The sequence below is a fragment of the Sphingomonas sp. SDUR79 genome (assembly GCF_056821745.1).
Genome location: NZ_JBPDIN010000001.1, coordinates 2,886,510 through 2,902,322, shown reverse-complemented (window position 1 = coordinate 2,902,322; position 15,813 = coordinate 2,886,510). Strand labels below are relative to the sequence as shown.

The following is a 15,813-nucleotide window of genomic DNA, read 5'->3' as shown; positions in this document are numbered from 1 at the left end:
TTGGTGAGGAGCGCAATGGCTGACCGGCTATACCAGGGGATCGCCGATCAGATCACCGCGCTGATCGATCAGGGCGTGTTCCCTCCCGGCACCCGCTTGCCCGGTGAGCGCGAACTCGCCGAGCGTTTCGGCGTCAGCCGCGTCACGATCCGTGAGGCGGAGATCGCGCTGCAGGCGATCGGCCGCATCGTCATCAAGACCGGCTCCGGCGTCTATGTCACCGACGGCAAACCCGCGCCGACCGACGCGCCGCCGCAAGTCAGCGCGTTCGAACTGACCGAAGCACGCTCGCTGTTCGAGAGTGAGGCGGCGGCGCTCGCCGCATCGACCGTCACGCCGGAAATGCTCGCGCGGCTCGATGAACTGCTCGAAATCATGGGCCGCGACGACAGCGACGACGCCGCCTCGACCGCGGCGGATCAGGAATTTCACCTGCTGATCGCCTCGGCCTCGGGCAATCAGGCGGTGATCCATGTCATCCAGCAGCTGTGGCGCATGCGCACCGAAATGCCCGAAGTGCGCACCACCTATGCCAGCGTGTGCCAGCATGATGGCCGCACCCGTCAACGCGAACATGCCGCGATCGTCGATGCGCTGCGTGTCGGCGATCCGGGTGCCGCGCGCATCGCGATGCGCCAGCATTTCAACCGCCTGCTCGAAGCGATGCTGGATGCGACCGAAGAGCGCGAGATCAGCGAATTGCGCCGCAAGGCCGCGCAGAGCCGCGAACGCTTCCTGATGACCGCGCGGCTGCGCTGACCCGCGGCGTGGCTCTTAACCCCTCGTCACCCCGGGCTTGACCCGGGGTCAGGCTGCCTTGACCGGTCGAAGAAGCGGGATCCCGGATCATGTCCGGTGCGACGGTGAGCGAGAACGACGCAGACGCTTCAACCTGTGACAATCCGACGTTAGTGCAAACAAATGAAAGCCCTTTTTCTCGCCGCCCTCGCGCTCGCCCTCCCGCTCTCCAGCGCTGCCCAGGATGAGGGCGTCTCCGAATCCGGTGACACCCGTCGCCGCGATGCGGCCGAAGCGATCCGTGAGAAGATCCGCAACGATCCGCTTGCGCCGACCGTCGCGCCGCGCGGCTATGACGTCACCATCGTCGTCTTCTCGGACTATCAATGCGGTTATTGCCGCCGGTTCAGTCCGACGCTCGACGCGCTGATGGCAAGCGATGCCAAGGTGCGCGTGGTCTATCGCGACTGGCCGATCCTTGGCGGCGGCTCCGGCGCCGCCGCGCGCGCCGCGATCGCCGCCAGCTTTCAGAACCGGCATCTGCCGTTCCACCGCGCGCTGATCGCCCAATCGGGCCGGATCGACGAGGCCAAGATTCGCGCCGCCGCCGTCGCTGCTGGAGTGGACTGGACGCGCCTGCAACGCGATCAGGTCAAGCGCAGGGCAGAGATCGACGCCCTGCTCGCGCGCACCAACGGCCATGCCCGCACGCTTGGCCTGTCGGGGACGCCGGGCATGATGGTCGGCCCCTATCTCGTCCCCGGTCTGGTCGACCTGCCCACGCTCAAGCGCGCGGTGGCACAGGCACGCGAGCGGAGATGACCACCCATTCCTCCCCTGCGCAGCAGGGGAGGGGGACCGCCCGCGTAGCGGGTGGTGGAGGGGCGGCCGCGCAGACGGCCGAACACATCTCGGCAAAACTCCGCCCTCTGCGAGGGCGGCCCCTCCGTCAGCGCTGCGCGCTGCCACCTCCCCCAGCGCGCTGGGGGAGGAATTGACGGCCCGCTCACCCCGCCCGGTCGCGCTCCAGCAATTCCTCGCGCACATGCACCGCCTGCACCGACAGGCGCACTTCGAACAGAAACGCAACCAACCCGGCGGTCAGCAACAGCATCGACGCGATGAACGCCGCCGCGACGATCACGCCGATGTCGAGATGGACGATCTCCGCCCCGAACAGCAGCGCGACGACCAGACAGATCGCGATCGCACTCGCCACGCACAGCCAGATCGACGTGTTGATGATCGACAGCCGCCGGTCGATCAGGCGCAGCTCCCACACCTGCCGTTCATGCTCCGCGCCGGTCGATACCGGGTGCAGCTGCTCCAGCTTGCGCGCGCGATCCACCACCCGCGCCATCCGCCCGACCAGCACGTTCAAGATGCCGGCGATGCCCGCCAGCAAGAACACGGGCGCGATCGAAATCTGGATCGTCGCGGCGACGGTGGAGATCATGGGTGCCTGCATGGGTTTGGAGCTTATGGTGCTAACCCGCCACCGCCAACCCATTCGTAACGACTTCGCGCTAGACCCCCGCGCATGACGAAGCCGATGCCGCTCGCCGACTTCACGCGCCTGCCCCCGCTGCTGACTGCCAGCATCGGCGACGGGCTGGCGAGCGCGATCGACACCGTCGCCGCATCCGCCGCGCCGACGCATCGCTTCCTGCGCTATGGCTGGTTCGCCGCCGCGCTCCATGCCTATGGCGGCGAAGCGCGCACGCTAACGGTCGCGCGCGAAGGCGTACCGGTGCTCGCCGTGCCGCTGGTCGCCACCGGCCCCGCGCCGCTGCGGATCGCGCAGGTGCCCGGCTGCTACTGGCCATTCCGCAGCGTCCCGGTCGCGCAGGATGCCGGGACCGAAGCGTTCGAGGTCGCGCTCGACCTGCTCGCCCGCCACGCCAATGCGCTGCGCATCGGCCCGGTGTATGACGGCGACCCCGCGCTGGAGGGGCTGCGCGCCGCCGCCGCAACGCGCGGCTGGGTCGCGCTGGACCGCTTCGTCGCCGAAAGCTTCCTGCTCGACATGGCCGCCTTGCAGGCCGAAGGCACCTGGCCGCGCAACTCGACGCTGCGCAAGAATCGCTTCCACGAAAAACATCTCGCCGAACATGGCGAACCCGATTGGAGCTTCGTGTCCGGCGCGGGCTGGAGCGCGCAGGCGTTCGACGACCTCGCCGATATCGAGCGCAAAAGCTGGATTGCCGACCGCACCGATGGCCGCGATGCCAAGTTTACCGATACCGGCCATGGCGCCTTCTGGCGCGCGGCGGCACAGGACCCGGTGATCGCCGATATGCTCTGGGCCGCGGTGCTGCGCATTGATGGCGCGCCCACCGCCTTCTCGTTCGACCTCAACGCCGGGTCGCTCAAATATGCCATCGCCAACAGCTACGACCCGCGCGTCGCCAAGCATTCGCCGGGGAAGCTGCTCTATTACCGCAACCTCGTCCGCGCGATTGAGGACGGCATCACCATGGTCGATTGGGGCGCAGGCGACAGCGGCTACAAGCGCGTGATCGGTGCCGATGCCGGCCCCGCGATCCGCGACTGGCTGTTCGTCCGCCCCGGCGCTCCCGCGCTCGCGGCGCGGCTGCTGCGCGGGCGTTGGCGCGCGAGCGGGAACCGCCAGCCCTAGGGCGCCGTCTCCACCGCGCGCGCTTCAGCGAGGTACAGCCCGAACAGCCCGGCATTGTCCGTCCACGCCTGCGTCACCGTCCAACCGCCCGCCGCGAGCAGTAACCGCGCATCGCGGTCGCCATATTTATGGCTGTTCTCGGTATGGATCGTCTCGCCCGCCGCCATGGCAAAGCCGCGCCCGTCGACCTCGAACGCCACTGCGCGCATCGCTTCCAGATGCATCTCGATCCGCGCGCGATCGTCGTTCCACCGGGCCACATGCACGAACGCATCGACCGGAATCGTCCCCGAAAGCTCGGCATTGATCCGCTCGAGCAGGTTCAAATTGAACGCCGCCGTCACCCCGGCCGCATCGTCATAGGCCGGGACCAGCACCGCCGGGTCCTTGATCCGGTCGATCCCGATCAGCAACGCCGATCCCTCGCCCAGCGAGCTGCGCATCGTCCGCAACAGGTCAACCGCCGCGACCGGCGCCATGTTCCCGATCGTCGATCCGGGGAAGAATCCCAGCCGAGTCAGCCCGCCAATCCCGGCGGGCAGCTTCAGCGGCTTCAGAAAATCGCCCTCGACCGGCTCGACTGCCATGACCGGGAACTGTGCGGCGATCTCCCGCGCCGAATCGCGCAGGAAGTCACCGGAAATGTCGATCGGCACATAGGCCGCCGGCCGCACCGCGCGCAGCAGCACCGGGGTCTTGACCGACGATCCCGACCCGAATTCGATCACCGCGCCGCCGGTCCCGGTCGCGCGCGCCACCTCCGGGCACACCCGCTCGAGCAGCGCAGTCTCCGTCCGCGTCGGATAATATTCGGGCAGGCGCGTGATCTCCTCGAACAGCTCCGACCCGCGCCGGTCATAGAACCAGCGCGCCGGGATCGCCCGAGGCCGGGCGGCCAGGCCATTCAGCACATCGGCGCGAAACGCCGGGTCGGCCAGGCCCGCCTGACCATCCTCGATTTCCTGCTTGAGCATTACAGATCCTTCGCCAGTCGCACGCCGGTGAATTGCCAGCGCTGGTGCGGATAAAAGAAGTTGCGGTAGCTCGCCCGCGCATGGCCGCGCGGCGTCGCGCAGCTCCCGCCGCGCAGCACGAACTGCCCGCTCATGAACTTGCCATTATACTCGCCGACCGCCCCCTGCGCGGTGGCAAAGCCGGGATAGGGGCGGTACGCGCTGCCGGTCCATTCCCACACATCGCCGAAGAACGCTGGGCCGGCTGGGGCAGGGCGCGGTTCGACCGGCCCGGCGCGGTCGAGCTGGTTGCCGCCCGCCGGGTCATGCCCACTCGCCGCAACCTCCCATTCCGCCTCGGTCGGCAGCCGCGCGCCGGCCCAGCTGGCATAGGCATCGGCCTCGAAAAAGCTGACATGAGTCACCGGCGCGGCGGGGTCGATCGGCCGCCGCCCGTCGAGCCCGAACCGCGTCCATCCGCCGTCGCGCTGCTCCCAATAAAGCGGCGCATCGATCCCCTGCGCCTTCACCCAGGCCCAGCCATCGGACAGCCAGTGGCGCGGGTCGCGATAGCCGCCATCGGCGATGAACGCCGCCCATTCGCCATTGGTCACGGTGCGGTCGGCAATTGCATGCGGGTGCAGCAGCACGCGATGCCGCGGCCCCTCGCAATCGAACGCAAAGCCGTCGCCCTGCGCGCCGATCTCGGCAATGCCGTCCGGACCTTCGATCCAGCGCAGCGGCCCCGGCATTTCGACCGGAATCTTGCGCTCGCCCGGCCACATCGCCGGCTCGACCGGGTTGCACGAAAACAGGTGCAGAATGTCGGTCAGTAGCAATTCCTGATGCTGCTCCTCATGGTGACACCCCAGCGCCACCAGCGCCAACGCCGCCGCGGGCAGGTCGGGCAGCGCCGCGACCAGCGCCGCATCCACCGCCGCGCGATAATCGAGCACCTCGGCCAGCGTCGGTCGCGTCACCATGCCCCGCCGCGACCGCGCATGGCGCTGCCCCTCGGCCTCGTAATAGCTGTTGAACAGGAACGGGAAACGGTCGTCGTGCAGGCGATAGTCGGATACGAAATCGCGCAACACGAAGGTTTCGAAAAACCACGTCGTATGCGCCAGATGCCATTTGGCGGGCGATGCATCGTCCATCGACTGCACGCTCGCATCGGCATCGGACAGCGGCATAACCAGATCGGCAGATAACGCACGGACCGCGCGAAACCGCGCTTCTAGCGTTGTGCAGCACGCGGCGGGCATCGCCTTCGTTCGCATTTCGTTCTCCTAACGCGAAGTGCGACGAGCGTCAAATCCTCAGCTCAGCCCAAGATCAGCGATGCGCCCCCGGCTTCCACAAAACGTCGCCACCCGCATTTTGGTTCATTTCGCGCGCCAGCACGAACAACAGGTCCGACAGGCGGTTGAGGTAGATCACCGCCTGCGGATTGATCGGCATGGCGATGGCGGCCGCAGTCGCGCTGCGCTCGGCCCGGCGCACGATGGCGCGCGCCAGATGGATTGCCGCCGCCGCCGCCGATCCGCCCGGCAAGATGAAACTGGTGAGCGGCGGCAGCGCGGCATTGGCGGCATCGATCGCCGCCTCCAGCCGCGCGACCTGTGCCGGCACGATGCGCAGCGTCATCTCGCCCGGCGTGAAATCCTCGCCCGGAGTGGCCAGGTCCGCGCCCAAATCGAACAGGTCGTTCTGCACCGTTTCCAGCAGCGGCGCGGGATGCCCCGACCCGATTGCGGCAATCGCTACGCCGATGGCGCTGTTCGCCTCATCGACATCGCCCATCGCCGCCAGCCGCGCGTCATGCTTGGCGATGCGCGATCCATCGACCAGCCCCGTGGTGCCGTCATCGCCGGTGCGCGTGTAAATCTTGTTGAGCTTGACCATCGGGCGGGGCGGTCCCGCTTACTTGCCGCTCGCCATCCATAGCAGAAGCGCAACGATAAGGATTGCGCCGAACTGAAACAGAATGCGCTGCTGCATCGCCTTGTTCGATTTCAGTGCCGACGCGCTCGGCCCGTCGCCCGATTTAAGATCCGCTTCGGTCGTGCGCAGAAACGCGACGATCCCCTTGATCAGGGCGAAGAGGGTGGCCAGCATTGCGGCGACGAGCAGGAGGACCAGGAAAAGCTGCATGGCACCAATCTAGTGCTTCGCTGCGCCGATTCCAACCGGAACCTCGCCCTGCCGCAAGGCATCGGCCAACGCCTTGCCATCCAAGCCATTTTCGCGCAGCGCGGCCAATGTCGGCGCCCCATGCCGCTTCGCCAGCCGCTCCCCGTCCGGCCCGGTCAGCAGCTGGTGGTGATGGTAACGCGGCACCGGCAGGCCGAGCAATGCCTGCAACAGCCGATGGACATGCGTCGCCGCCAACAGATCCTCGCCGCGCACCACATCGGTGACCCCCTGCGCGGCATCGTCGATGGTGACGGCCAGATGATAGGACGCCGGCGCATCCTTGCGCGCCAGCACGACATCGCCATGCGCGGCGGGGTCGGCGAGAATGGTGCCGAACCGCGAGTCGGTGAACCACAACCCATTCCTCCCCCAGCTTGCTGGGGGAGGGGGACCAGCCGCAGGCTGGTGGAGGGGCCGCCCCGCAGAGGGCGGAATTTTGCCGAGCTGTTCCCGGCGGTCTTTGACCGCCGCCCCTCCACCCCCGCTTCGCGGCGGTCCCCCTCCCCTGAGCGAGCTCAGGGGAGGAATCGACGCCAGCGCCGTCCCCACATCCAACCGCCAGCAATGCGGCCGCGACAAATCCGCCGCCGCCAGCCCCCGGCACGTCCCCGGATACACCAACCCCTCCGGCCCATGCGGCGCACTCGCGCTCGCGGCGATATCGGCGCGGGTGCAGAAACACGGATAGATCAGGCCCCGGTTGCGCAAATCGTCCAGCGCCGCCTGATACGCGTCCAGCCGCGTCGACTGGAACAGCACATCGCCATCCCATTCCAGCCCCAGCCAGCTCAGGTCCGCCAGAATCGCATCGACATGCTCGGCCCGGCTGCGCGTCCCGTCGATATCCTCGATCCGCAGCAGGAAGCGTCCACCCCGCGCCCGCGCGAAATCATGCGCCGCGATCGCCGAAAAGGCATGGCCCATATGCAGCCGCCCGGTCGGGCTCGGCGCGAAGCGGGTGACGATTGCAGATGGCGACAAAATTACGGGTTTCTCCGTTTGTTGGCGGACACCGCTTTCATGTAGAGCGGGCGCATGTGGCTCGCCATCCTCTTGTCGGCACTTGCGATGACGCTGATCGTCGGAGTGCGCTATCTGATCGTCTCGGGCGCTTTCGCCTGGGCAACGCGCGTCCGGCATCCTGGCCTTTATGCCGGGCTCGACCGCCAGATGCGGCGCGAGCTATTCTGGAGCCTCGCCAGCGCCGCCATCTATGGCATCCCCGCTGGCGTGGTCGCCTGGGGCTGGCAGAATCTGGGCTGGACGCGGATCTATACCGACGTGTCTGCGTACCCGCTCTGGTATCTGCCGCTGTCGATATTCCTCTACCTCTTCGCGCACGACACCTGGTTCTACTGGACGCATCGCTGGATGCACCGCCCCCGGCCATTCCGCATCGCGCACGCCGTCCATCATGAAAGCCGCCCGCCAACCGCATGGGCGGCAATGAGCTTTCACCCGATCGAGGCGCTGACCGGCGCCGTGGTGATTCCGTCACTGGTCTTCGCAATTCCCATTCACGTTGGCGCATTGGGCTTGGTCTTGGGAATCATGACCGTTATGGGTGTGACCAATCACATGGGGTGGGAAGTGTTTCCGCGGGTGATGTGGCGGGGGCCACTTGGAGCGTGGTTGATCACCGCGAGCCATCATCAGCGGCATCATGAGCAATATGGGTGCAACTATGGTCTCTATTTCCGCTTCTGGGACCGGCTGTGCGGCACCGACCGGGGGATTGGCGATTTCGAAAAAGCACATGCGCGCGCTGCTGCCCGCAGCGCTGCTGTTCCTCCCGGCGGCCTCGCCGGTGGCCAGCTTCGACCTTGAAGTCACCAATCTGCGCAATGCCAAGGGCGTGCTGCAGATCTGCCTGACCGCGCGGCCCGACAGCTTCCCCGATTGCAAGGACGACCCCCGCGCGATCTCGCGCACGATTTCGGCGGCGCATCCCGCGACCCGGTTCGAGGGGCTGGCGACCGCCACCTACGCCGTCGCGGTGATCCACGACGCGAACAGCAACAAGAAACTCGACACGATGATGGGCATCCCCAAGGAAGGCTTCGGCTTCAGCCGCAACCCCACGATCACCTTTGGCCCGCCCAAGTTCAAGGCAGCGTGCTTCCCGCTCGATGGGGCGAAGCAGCAGGTGAAGATGAAGTATATGCTCTGAGCGGTTAAGCCGCCTCATCGCAACAACAGCAGCGCCGTACCGACTAACCCGATTGAGGGAATAACGAGCGCTGCCAGCCACGCCACAAGTGCAAAGGCTGGTCGATCTGCGCGCTCTAGTGCCTTCACAACTTCGGTAACGGCCTGCCATCGATTCATCACGGTCCTCCGCAGAGACAAAAGTGATCGGATCGATGGCGTCAGTCCTTCGGACTTTGTCCCACTTCTAAATTTCTTGATCAAGAGGGGTGGATGTAAAGAACCTGAAATGAGTAGGGTTGGCGGGCCTATATATTTGAAAAGAAATTGTTTTCTTCACTGTAAAGGCTGTGGAGAACAGGAAGCCCATCGATCCATGCATTCACCCCAGCACCTGCAACCCGTACTTCTCGACGACCGCCAGTAGCTTCAGCGCCATTCCGCTGGGCCGCTTCGCACCGCTCTCCCATTTCTCGACCGTAGACTCGCTGGTGTTCAGGTAGCGGGCAAAGACCGGCTGGCTGACCTTGTTCGCCTCGCGCAGTCGCTGGATATCCGCCGGGGCATAATTCGGCACCGCCGACAGGCACGCCGCGTCGAATTCGCGCATCGTCGCCTTGTCGATCGTCCCGGCGCGGTGCATCCCGGCCACCGCGCTATGGATCGCCTCGAACGCATCGCTTTTGAACTTGCGCTTGGCGGTCATGTCTCGATCTCCTTCAATTCTCCGGCGGCGAGCTCGGCGTCAATCTCCGCATCGCTCTTTGCGCCATAGAGCGCCGCAAGCTGGCGAAAGGCCCTCAATTCCGCCTCGTCGATATTCGCCTGGTTCTGTTTGGCGAACAGATAAACATAGACCCAGCGCGCCCCACCGCGAGCCAGCAGGATCGACCGATACTGGTTGTTCGACAGGCGCTTTTTGTACACGCCGCCGCCCAGATCGTCGGCCTGACCTGCTATCGCCTGCGCGATTGCTCGGGCCAGAGCGGCATCCGCGATCTTCGCCTTTCGCGCCGCCCGGGCGAACCAGGCTGTCTTGAATGCGCGCGGGCCGGGTGGCGGATCAGCCATGAATTTATGTAGCACTGAGTGCTACGCTGTTCAAGCATCGCCCACGACCTCCATGTCCGCCATGCATCCAATTCCGCAGTGCAGCGTTGCGCCCCTGAAACAGGTTCAGGGAATTTCTCGTATGCGTCTCCTCGTCTCCGCGCTCCTCGCTGCCACAATCGCCACCCCCGCGCTCGCGCAGGACGATGCCCCGACGCCCGAGCAGGCCGAAGCCGCGCAAGAGGGCCGCGCGCGCCTGACGGTCGCCGCCGGCGGCGTGTGGCTGCCTGATTATGAAGGGTCGGACGACAATCGCTGGATCCCGGCGCCCGCCGCCAACGGCACCGTCGCGGGGATGAGCTTTACCGTGCTCGGCAACCGCGCCAGCCTCGACCTCATCCCCGATGTCGCGGGCAAGGACTGGAATCTTCAGCTCGGCCCGGTCGCGGTCATCAACTTGAACCGTACCAATCGCGACGCGATCGCCGACCCCCGCGTGCGCGCGCTGGGCGAGATCGACACTGCGGTCGAGGTCGGCGGCTATGGCGGCATCGCCAAGACCGGGATCATCCACGAGTTCGATACGCTGTCGGTCAGCCTCAGCTACCGCCACGACGTGACACGCATCCACCGCAGCGGCGTGTGGACCCCGTCGGTCAATTACACCACCCCGCTCAGCACCAAGGCGCTGGTGACGATGTTCGCCAGTGCAGAGATTGTCGGCGACCGCTACGCCCGCACCTATTTCGGCGTCACCCCGGCGGGCAGCGTGCTCAGCGGCCTTCCCGCCTACACGCCGCAGGGTGGGCAGAAGGACATCAGCTTTGGTGGCATGTTCACCCATGCGATCACCGGCAATCTGACCAAGGGCCTCGCCCTGGTCGCGGGCGGCACCTACAAGAAACTGGTCGGCGACGTCGCCGACAGCCCGCTCGTCGCCATCGCCGGATCGCGTCACCAGTGGACCGCGGGGGCAGGGCTGGCGCTGACCTTCTGACGCGCCGGCCACCCCGGATTTTACCGCGCACCTGCTCGACAGCGGTGCGCAAGCCCTCTACGCTCGCCGAACATCCGGAGGGCTTTCATTTTGAACGGAAAACGGGCGACGGCGGTCTTGTTGGTGCTCGCCGGCACGGGCTCCATCGCGCACGCCGTTCCCCAGGACTCGCCTGCGACGAAGGACGCACCCGTTCTGCGGCGAGAGATTTATGTGGGTCAAGACGAACCGCTTCCTGAAGCCCTGCGCAAGCATTTGAAGTTGCCGCCGGGCGCCACGGTAAAGGATCTGCCGCCAAGCCCGCGGCCCAAATCCCCTGTCTCCAAGAAATATTTCCGGGCGCTCTCCAGTCTCACGGCTCAGGTGGAGGCCAATGTCCCGGCGAGGGTTGATGCCGTGCTCGCTTGGGAGCAGCTCGGCCTGCTGCAGGAGTCGTGGCAGCTCGACCGGTCGTTCAGGCTGGGCAAGCCCCTGAACGGCGATGTGGCGGCGGGCACGGTCTTCGTCCGTGAGGTCAGGGAGATTGGCGGCGAGGAGCTCTATTGCATCGCCCGCGCGTCGGGTGAGATGTATAAGCCCTTCGTCGACGCGCGCCGCGCGATTTATCCCTCGCTCTGCCTGTTCGACAGCGACAAGGACGGATCGCCCGACAGCTACAAGGCCGAGCCCTATCTTCCCGAAAATCCGGTCATTATCCAGCCGATCGGTCAGTCCGTGGCATGGACGCCGCTGACCGCGCAGTCGGACAGCCCGCATGCCGTGGCGGTTACCCTCACCCGACAGCTGCGGGTCGGCGCAGTCGATGCGGAGCAGGTGACGCTGGTTTCGCAGCTGCAGCTCTTGCTGCGTGGGGTGAGCAAGCCCGTCCTGTCCAGCGTTCCCGACTGGCCCGCTGTCGAATTGTCCCTCCGCGATGGAGAACAGACGGTCGTCGACGGAATCACCGTGCGCGTCGCAAAGGTCGATGGCCAATGGCACTTGCGCAGCAGCGGCCGCTTCCTGCCATGGGCAGAGTTGCGATCCGAACGGAACGGCTATCGCATTCTCCCGAGCAAGGCACCGGCACCCGAACGATAGACAAGCCCGCTCCCCCCGCCTAAACCCGACCCATCCCCGGGGGAGCGCCGCTGGGTTCCCATCAAAGTAATCTTTGATGGGGTCCCTATCCGCGCTTGAGAGGAGGGCAGGAGCCTTCGACCCGCTGAACCTGATCCGGTTGACACCGGCGTAGGGAGGGAGCGGTCCGCATCCATGGCCCGTTTCCTCCGCTTGGAGAGGAACATCATGGCCGACAATCCGCAGCACCCTGAACTGAAGGTCACCACCGGCGCCATCCGCGGCTCCACCAAGATCCATGTCGGCCCGCGCAAGGTGGCGATGCGCGAAATCCATCTCGAACCGTCGAGCGGCGAACCGCCCGTCCGCGTCTACGACACCAGCGGCCCCTATACCGACGCCAACGCCCGCATCGACATCATGGCCGGCCTCCAGGAGCTCCGCCGCGACTGGATCCGCGATCGCGGCGATGTCGAGGAGGTGACCCAGCGCGAGGTAAAGCCGGAAGATAACGGCCAGCTCGGCCCCGACCGCAGCGGCGGCGTCCAGCCCTTCCCCAATGTCCGCAAGAAGGTGCTGCGCGCCAAGCCCGGCATGAATGTCAGCCAGATGCACTATGCCCGCCGCGGCATCGTCACGCCCGAGATGGAATATGTCGCCACCCGCGAAAATCTCGGCCGCCAGATGCTCGCCGAATATGTCCGCGACGGCGAAAGCTGGGGCGCGGAAATCCCCGATTACGTCACCCCCGAATTCGTCCGGGACGAAGTCGCGCGCGGCCGCGCGATCATCCCCAACAACATCAACCACCCCGAATCCGAACCGATGGCGATCGGCCGCAACTTCCTGGTCAAGATCAACGCCAATATCGGCAACTCCGCCGTCGCGTCGAACGTCGCGCAAGAGGTCGACAAGATGGTGTGGGCGATCCGCTGGGGCGCCGACACGATTATGGACCTCAGCACCGGCCGCAACATTCACGACACCCGCGAATGGATCCTGCGCAACAGCCCCGTTCCGGTCGGCACCGTCCCGATCTATCAGGCGCTCGAGAAAGTCGGCGGCATCGCCGAAGAGCTGACCTGGGAAATCTTCCGCGACACGCTGATCGAACAGGCGGAGCAGGGCGTCGATTATTTCACCATCCACGCCGGCGTGCGCCTGCCCTATATCCCGCTGACCGCAAAGCGCGTCACCGGCATCGTCAGCCGCGGCGGATCGATCATGGCCAAATGGTGCCTCAGCCACCACCGCGAGAGCTTCCTCTACGAGCATTTCGACGAGATCACCGAGATCTGCAAAGCCTATGACATCGCCTATTCGCTCGGCGACGGCCTGCGCCCCGGCTCGATCGCCGACGCCAATGACGAGGCGCAGTTCGCCGAACTCTACACGCTGGGCGAACTGACCAAGCGCGCCTGGGAACAGGATGTTCAGGTGATGATCGAAGGCCCTGGCCATGTGCCGATGCACAAGATCAAGGAGAATATGGACAAGCAGCTGCAGGCATGCGGCGAAGCCCCCTTCTACACGCTCGGGCCGCTCACCACCGATATCGCGCCGGGCTACGACCATATCACCAGCGGCATCGGCGCCGCGATGATCGGTTGGTACGGCACCGCGATGCTCTGCTACGTCACGCCCAAGGAGCATCTCGGCCTCCCCGACCGCGACGACGTAAAGGTCGGCGTGGTGACCTACAAACTAGCCGCCCACGCCGCCGACCTCGCCAAGGGCCACCCCGCAGCGAAGGTCCGCGACGACGCGCTGAGCCGCGCCCGCTTCGAATTCCGCTGGCGCGACCAGTTCAACCTGTCGCTCGACCCCGACACGGCCGAACAATATCACGACCAGACGCTCCCCGCAGAAGGCGCCAAGACCGCCCATTTCTGCTCGATGTGCGGCCCCAAATTCTGCTCGATGAAGATCACGCAGGAAGTGCGCGACTTCGCGGCGAAGCAGAATCAGGATGCGGACGCCTTCATCGCGGCGCAGCCGGTTGATGCTGCCGAAGCGGAGAAGGGCATGGCCCAGATGAGCCGGGTGTATGACGAAATGGGCCGGGAGCTATACCTGGGAAGTGGTGGGCGGGAGCGTGACTAACCATCGCGCGTCCCTACCCCCAGTAATTTCTAGTCCATTTTAGGATGCAATCGGAATGATGGTTGCTACTGCGTGATTCAGGGCGAGATGCGCCTCATTAGTCTCTAAAAGAAAGTTGCAATGTCTTACGAAGAGACTCGTGGACGATGAATTCTCGATCTATGACTGCGTCGTGATTATCTCTAAAAGCCCAACCAAATCGAAGTTCCTTTTTACCGTCTCGACCTGCGACGTAATATCTGTTACCGAGCGCACCTACCCGGTAAAGCGTTTTTACGATGCTGATCACGTCATCTTCGGTAGGAATGGCCTTTGCTACTGATCGATCTATTGATCCTAGGGCGCGAAGTCTCCCTAGAAGGGTACGAATGGCGAATGCTGACTCAAATCCAGTTAGAAGAGACTTGATTGCTCGCACCTTGTCCGGAGTGTATTCTCCTAGAAGTTCCTCTTCGATTTCTCGCCACGATCTCCTCGAAAATTCTGCTTGGCTCTCATCAATTGCGTCAAAAGTGATGCTGTCAGCTTCGGGCTTATATGATTGTGCAAGGGATAGTAAGCTAACGATATTGCGAGGCCTGTACATCGCGATATCAAGAAGGTACTTTCTAAAATCTCGATTAAATACACGATTTGGAAAATACGCGCGCCACACATCTCCAGTTGGAAGTTGATCGCTATCGACTTCCGAAGCATTTACCTTTGCTTCAACAATCTTTAAAATTGGCTGATCTCGATCAGCCACGCGCATATTCCAATTCACGCGCACTCCAAAATCGTCGACGTCGCGGCCAATTTCTGGGCCAACGTGATTTACTTCCTGTAAAACCTCCGAGCGCACCGCTGCAACAATGCACATAGATGCACTTGTTGATCCTATATTGTGATTGAAACGAGATACAGAATAAAGCAAATCTCTAATAAGATATAGATCTCTCTCACGTTGATCGGGCTTGTTCCAAAATAGCTCTAATTCATCGAACAAAAGCACGGTGCGCTTTTTAGGATAAAATACTACATTCGGAAGGTGTCTTTCAACTATTTCTATGACGTCGATTTCCAGGTCATCTTTACCCAGCTTGGCGACGGCTTCAACCTCTGCGCCGATTTCTGCAGTAAAGGGGCCGGTTTTGAATCCCGCTTTGGCGTGTGCTTTAATTTTATTAGTATTCAGATCAGCGAGAGCGGAGGTCGCAACCTCTCCGTCAATTCCTACCAGCTTGCGTAGGGATTCAATAATTTCCCAGTTCTTGTAAACCTGTTCTCGATTTACCATCCTAAGAATATTACGATAGATGTACCATAGCCAATTTATTTTGTAATCGTACTCTACAGACGTTATGTTATCTGTATTGACGAATTCAAATCCTTTGCCGGCGGCGATTCTGCGCCTCTCAGGCTCTGTGATCCCAGACTTAAACAAGATAGATTTTGTTGCGGCGCCATTGTCGTCGAGCATCTTTTTGAGATACAGAAGGAGGGCCGTCTTTCCGCAACCTTTCTGCCCGTATATATAGTATTTTGCGCCTGACAGCAGTTTGTCTAAGCTAACTCCGGGAGGGATTTGAAAAGAGTTCTCGAATACCAATGTTCCCGAGCGGTCTTGATCGAAAACTTCATTCTTCGCGTCAATCTCGCCGAACTTGATGTCGCCTACCGCAATCGCCATCGCTGTTCCCATACATCTAGCGGGTGATATTTTCCTCAGGTCTTTTATAGCTCTGATCGACGAACTGGGAAAGTCCAAGCTTATGCAAAACGTAGTCGCGGGGGTACTCCCCCGACCGCTCGGGATGTCGGGGGAGCGCAGTAAATAAAGCGCCTCCTCGGTCGACGCCCATTCGCTCTCGGAACTGATGCCGCGCCCTCGCCCCGCTGGCGGGTCGAGGTCGAGATGCCTCAAGTTTGACGGATGCCCCCGCGCCACACCGCAC

At 63.7% G+C, this 15,813-nt stretch carries 17 protein-coding genes; 8 read left to right on the top strand and 9 right to left on the bottom strand.

All coding sequences use genetic code 11. From position 1 onward, the window contains the following. Positions 1 to 15: 15 nt before the first annotated feature. Positions 16 to 759, top strand: a complete 744-nt coding sequence (locus ACRYLO_RS14260) for a FadR/GntR family transcriptional regulator (protein WP_482660768.1) — start codon at positions 16 to 18, stop codon at positions 757 to 759. Between the two features lie 162 nt (positions 760 to 921). After that, entirely contained in the window at positions 922 to 1,560 is a 639-nt protein-coding gene (locus ACRYLO_RS14255; protein ID WP_482660767.1) for a DsbA family protein, read from the top strand. A gap of 184 nt (positions 1,561 to 1,744) precedes the next feature. Here the strand turns inward: ACRYLO_RS14255 and ACRYLO_RS14250 are convergent, their stop codons facing one another. Beyond that, entirely contained in the window at positions 1,745 to 2,206 is a 462-nt protein-coding gene (locus ACRYLO_RS14250; protein WP_294019327.1) for a DUF2721 domain-containing protein, read from the bottom strand. 72 nt (positions 2,207 to 2,278) lie between these two features. Here ACRYLO_RS14250 and ACRYLO_RS14245 point away from each other — a divergent pair, with 72 nt between their 5' ends. Continuing rightward, positions 2,279 to 3,376: a GNAT family N-acetyltransferase gene (locus ACRYLO_RS14245; RefSeq protein WP_482660766.1), complete on the top strand. Its 1,098-nt coding sequence runs from the start codon at positions 2,279 to 2,281 to the stop codon at positions 3,374 to 3,376. Here the strand turns inward: ACRYLO_RS14245 and egtD are convergent. From egtD to ACRYLO_RS14220, 5 genes are read right to left on the bottom strand one after another with little or no spacing between them, the layout of a single operon-like run. After that, complete coding sequence (egtD, locus tag ACRYLO_RS14240; protein ID WP_482660765.1) at positions 3,373 to 4,350, bottom strand: L-histidine N(alpha)-methyltransferase; 978 nt, start codon at positions 4,348 to 4,350, stop codon at positions 3,373 to 3,375. The genes ACRYLO_RS14245 and egtD overlap by 4 nt on opposite strands. Further along, a complete protein-coding gene (gene egtB, locus ACRYLO_RS14235; RefSeq protein ID WP_482660764.1) occupies positions 4,350 to 5,609 on the bottom strand; it encodes an ergothioneine biosynthesis protein EgtB in 1,260 nt (419 codons plus the stop codon). The genes egtD and egtB overlap by 1 nt, the downstream gene beginning before the upstream one ends. Positions 5,610 to 5,664: 55 nt before the next feature. Continuing rightward, on the bottom strand, positions 5,665 to 6,234 hold the full coding sequence (locus tag ACRYLO_RS14230) for a cob(I)yrinic acid a,c-diamide adenosyltransferase (RefSeq protein WP_482660763.1): 570 nt from the start codon (positions 6,232 to 6,234) through the stop codon (positions 5,665 to 5,667). Between the two features lie 18 nt (positions 6,235 to 6,252). Further along, complete coding sequence (locus ACRYLO_RS14225) at positions 6,253 to 6,483, bottom strand: twin transmembrane helix small protein (RefSeq protein ID WP_482660762.1); 231 nt, start codon at positions 6,481 to 6,483, stop codon at positions 6,253 to 6,255. Positions 6,484 to 6,492: 9 nt separating this feature from the next. Continuing rightward, positions 6,493 to 7,506, bottom strand: coding sequence for a glutamyl-Q tRNA(Asp) synthetase (locus tag ACRYLO_RS14220; protein WP_482660761.1), 1,014 nt, complete (start codon positions 7,504 to 7,506; stop codon positions 6,493 to 6,495). A 54-nt stretch (positions 7,507 to 7,560) separates the two neighbouring features. Here ACRYLO_RS14220 and ACRYLO_RS14215 point away from each other — a divergent pair, with 54 nt between their 5' ends. Next, the gene (locus ACRYLO_RS14215; RefSeq protein ID WP_482660760.1) at positions 7,561 to 8,352 is read left to right on the top strand and encodes a sterol desaturase family protein; all 792 of its coding nucleotides are present in this window, start codon (positions 7,561 to 7,563) and stop codon (positions 8,350 to 8,352) included. Further along, positions 8,282 to 8,695, top strand: a complete 414-nt coding sequence (locus ACRYLO_RS14210) for a DUF2141 domain-containing protein (protein WP_482660759.1) — start codon at positions 8,282 to 8,284, stop codon at positions 8,693 to 8,695. The genes ACRYLO_RS14215 and ACRYLO_RS14210 overlap by 71 nt, the downstream gene beginning before the upstream one ends. Positions 8,696 to 9,055: 360 nt before the next feature. Here the strand turns inward: ACRYLO_RS14210 and ACRYLO_RS14205 are convergent, their stop codons facing one another. Together ACRYLO_RS14205 and ACRYLO_RS14200 are read right to left on the bottom strand one after the other, a co-directional pair. After that, entirely contained in the window at positions 9,056 to 9,379 is a 324-nt protein-coding gene (locus ACRYLO_RS14205; RefSeq protein WP_482660758.1) for a helix-turn-helix domain-containing protein, read from the bottom strand. Then, positions 9,376 to 9,744 (bottom strand): type II toxin-antitoxin system RelE/ParE family toxin, encoded by a 369-nt coding sequence (locus ACRYLO_RS14200; protein ID WP_482660757.1) that lies wholly within the window; start codon positions 9,742 to 9,744, stop codon positions 9,376 to 9,378. Before ACRYLO_RS14200 ends, ACRYLO_RS14205 begins: the two co-directional genes overlap by 4 nt. A gap of 121 nt (positions 9,745 to 9,865) precedes the next feature. Between ACRYLO_RS14200 and ACRYLO_RS14195 the strand changes: the two genes are divergently transcribed. The 3 genes from ACRYLO_RS14195 to thiC all read left to right on the top strand — a co-directional run bounded on the left by ACRYLO_RS14195 (position 9,866) and on the right by thiC (position 13,879). Beyond that, positions 9,866 to 10,720: a MipA/OmpV family protein gene (locus ACRYLO_RS14195; protein ID WP_482660756.1), complete on the top strand. Its 855-nt coding sequence runs from the start codon at positions 9,866 to 9,868 to the stop codon at positions 10,718 to 10,720. A 213-nt stretch (positions 10,721 to 10,933) separates the two neighbouring features. Further along, positions 10,934 to 11,797 carry a hypothetical protein gene (locus tag ACRYLO_RS14190; RefSeq protein WP_482660755.1) on the top strand — a complete coding sequence of 288 codons (864 nt, stop codon included), beginning with the start codon at positions 10,934 to 10,936 and terminating at the stop codon, positions 11,795 to 11,797. Between the two features lie 207 nt (positions 11,798 to 12,004). Then, entirely contained in the window at positions 12,005 to 13,879 is a 1,875-nt protein-coding gene (thiC, locus tag ACRYLO_RS14185; RefSeq protein WP_482661749.1) for a phosphomethylpyrimidine synthase ThiC, read from the top strand. Positions 13,880 to 13,976: 97 nt separating this feature from the next. Here the strand turns inward: thiC and ACRYLO_RS14180 are convergent, their stop codons facing one another. Beyond that, positions 13,977 to 15,548 carry a P-loop ATPase, Sll1717 family gene (locus ACRYLO_RS14180; protein ID WP_482660754.1) on the bottom strand — a complete coding sequence of 524 codons (1,572 nt, stop codon included), beginning with the start codon at positions 15,546 to 15,548 and terminating at the stop codon, positions 13,977 to 13,979. Positions 15,549 to 15,813 lie beyond the last annotated feature (265 nt).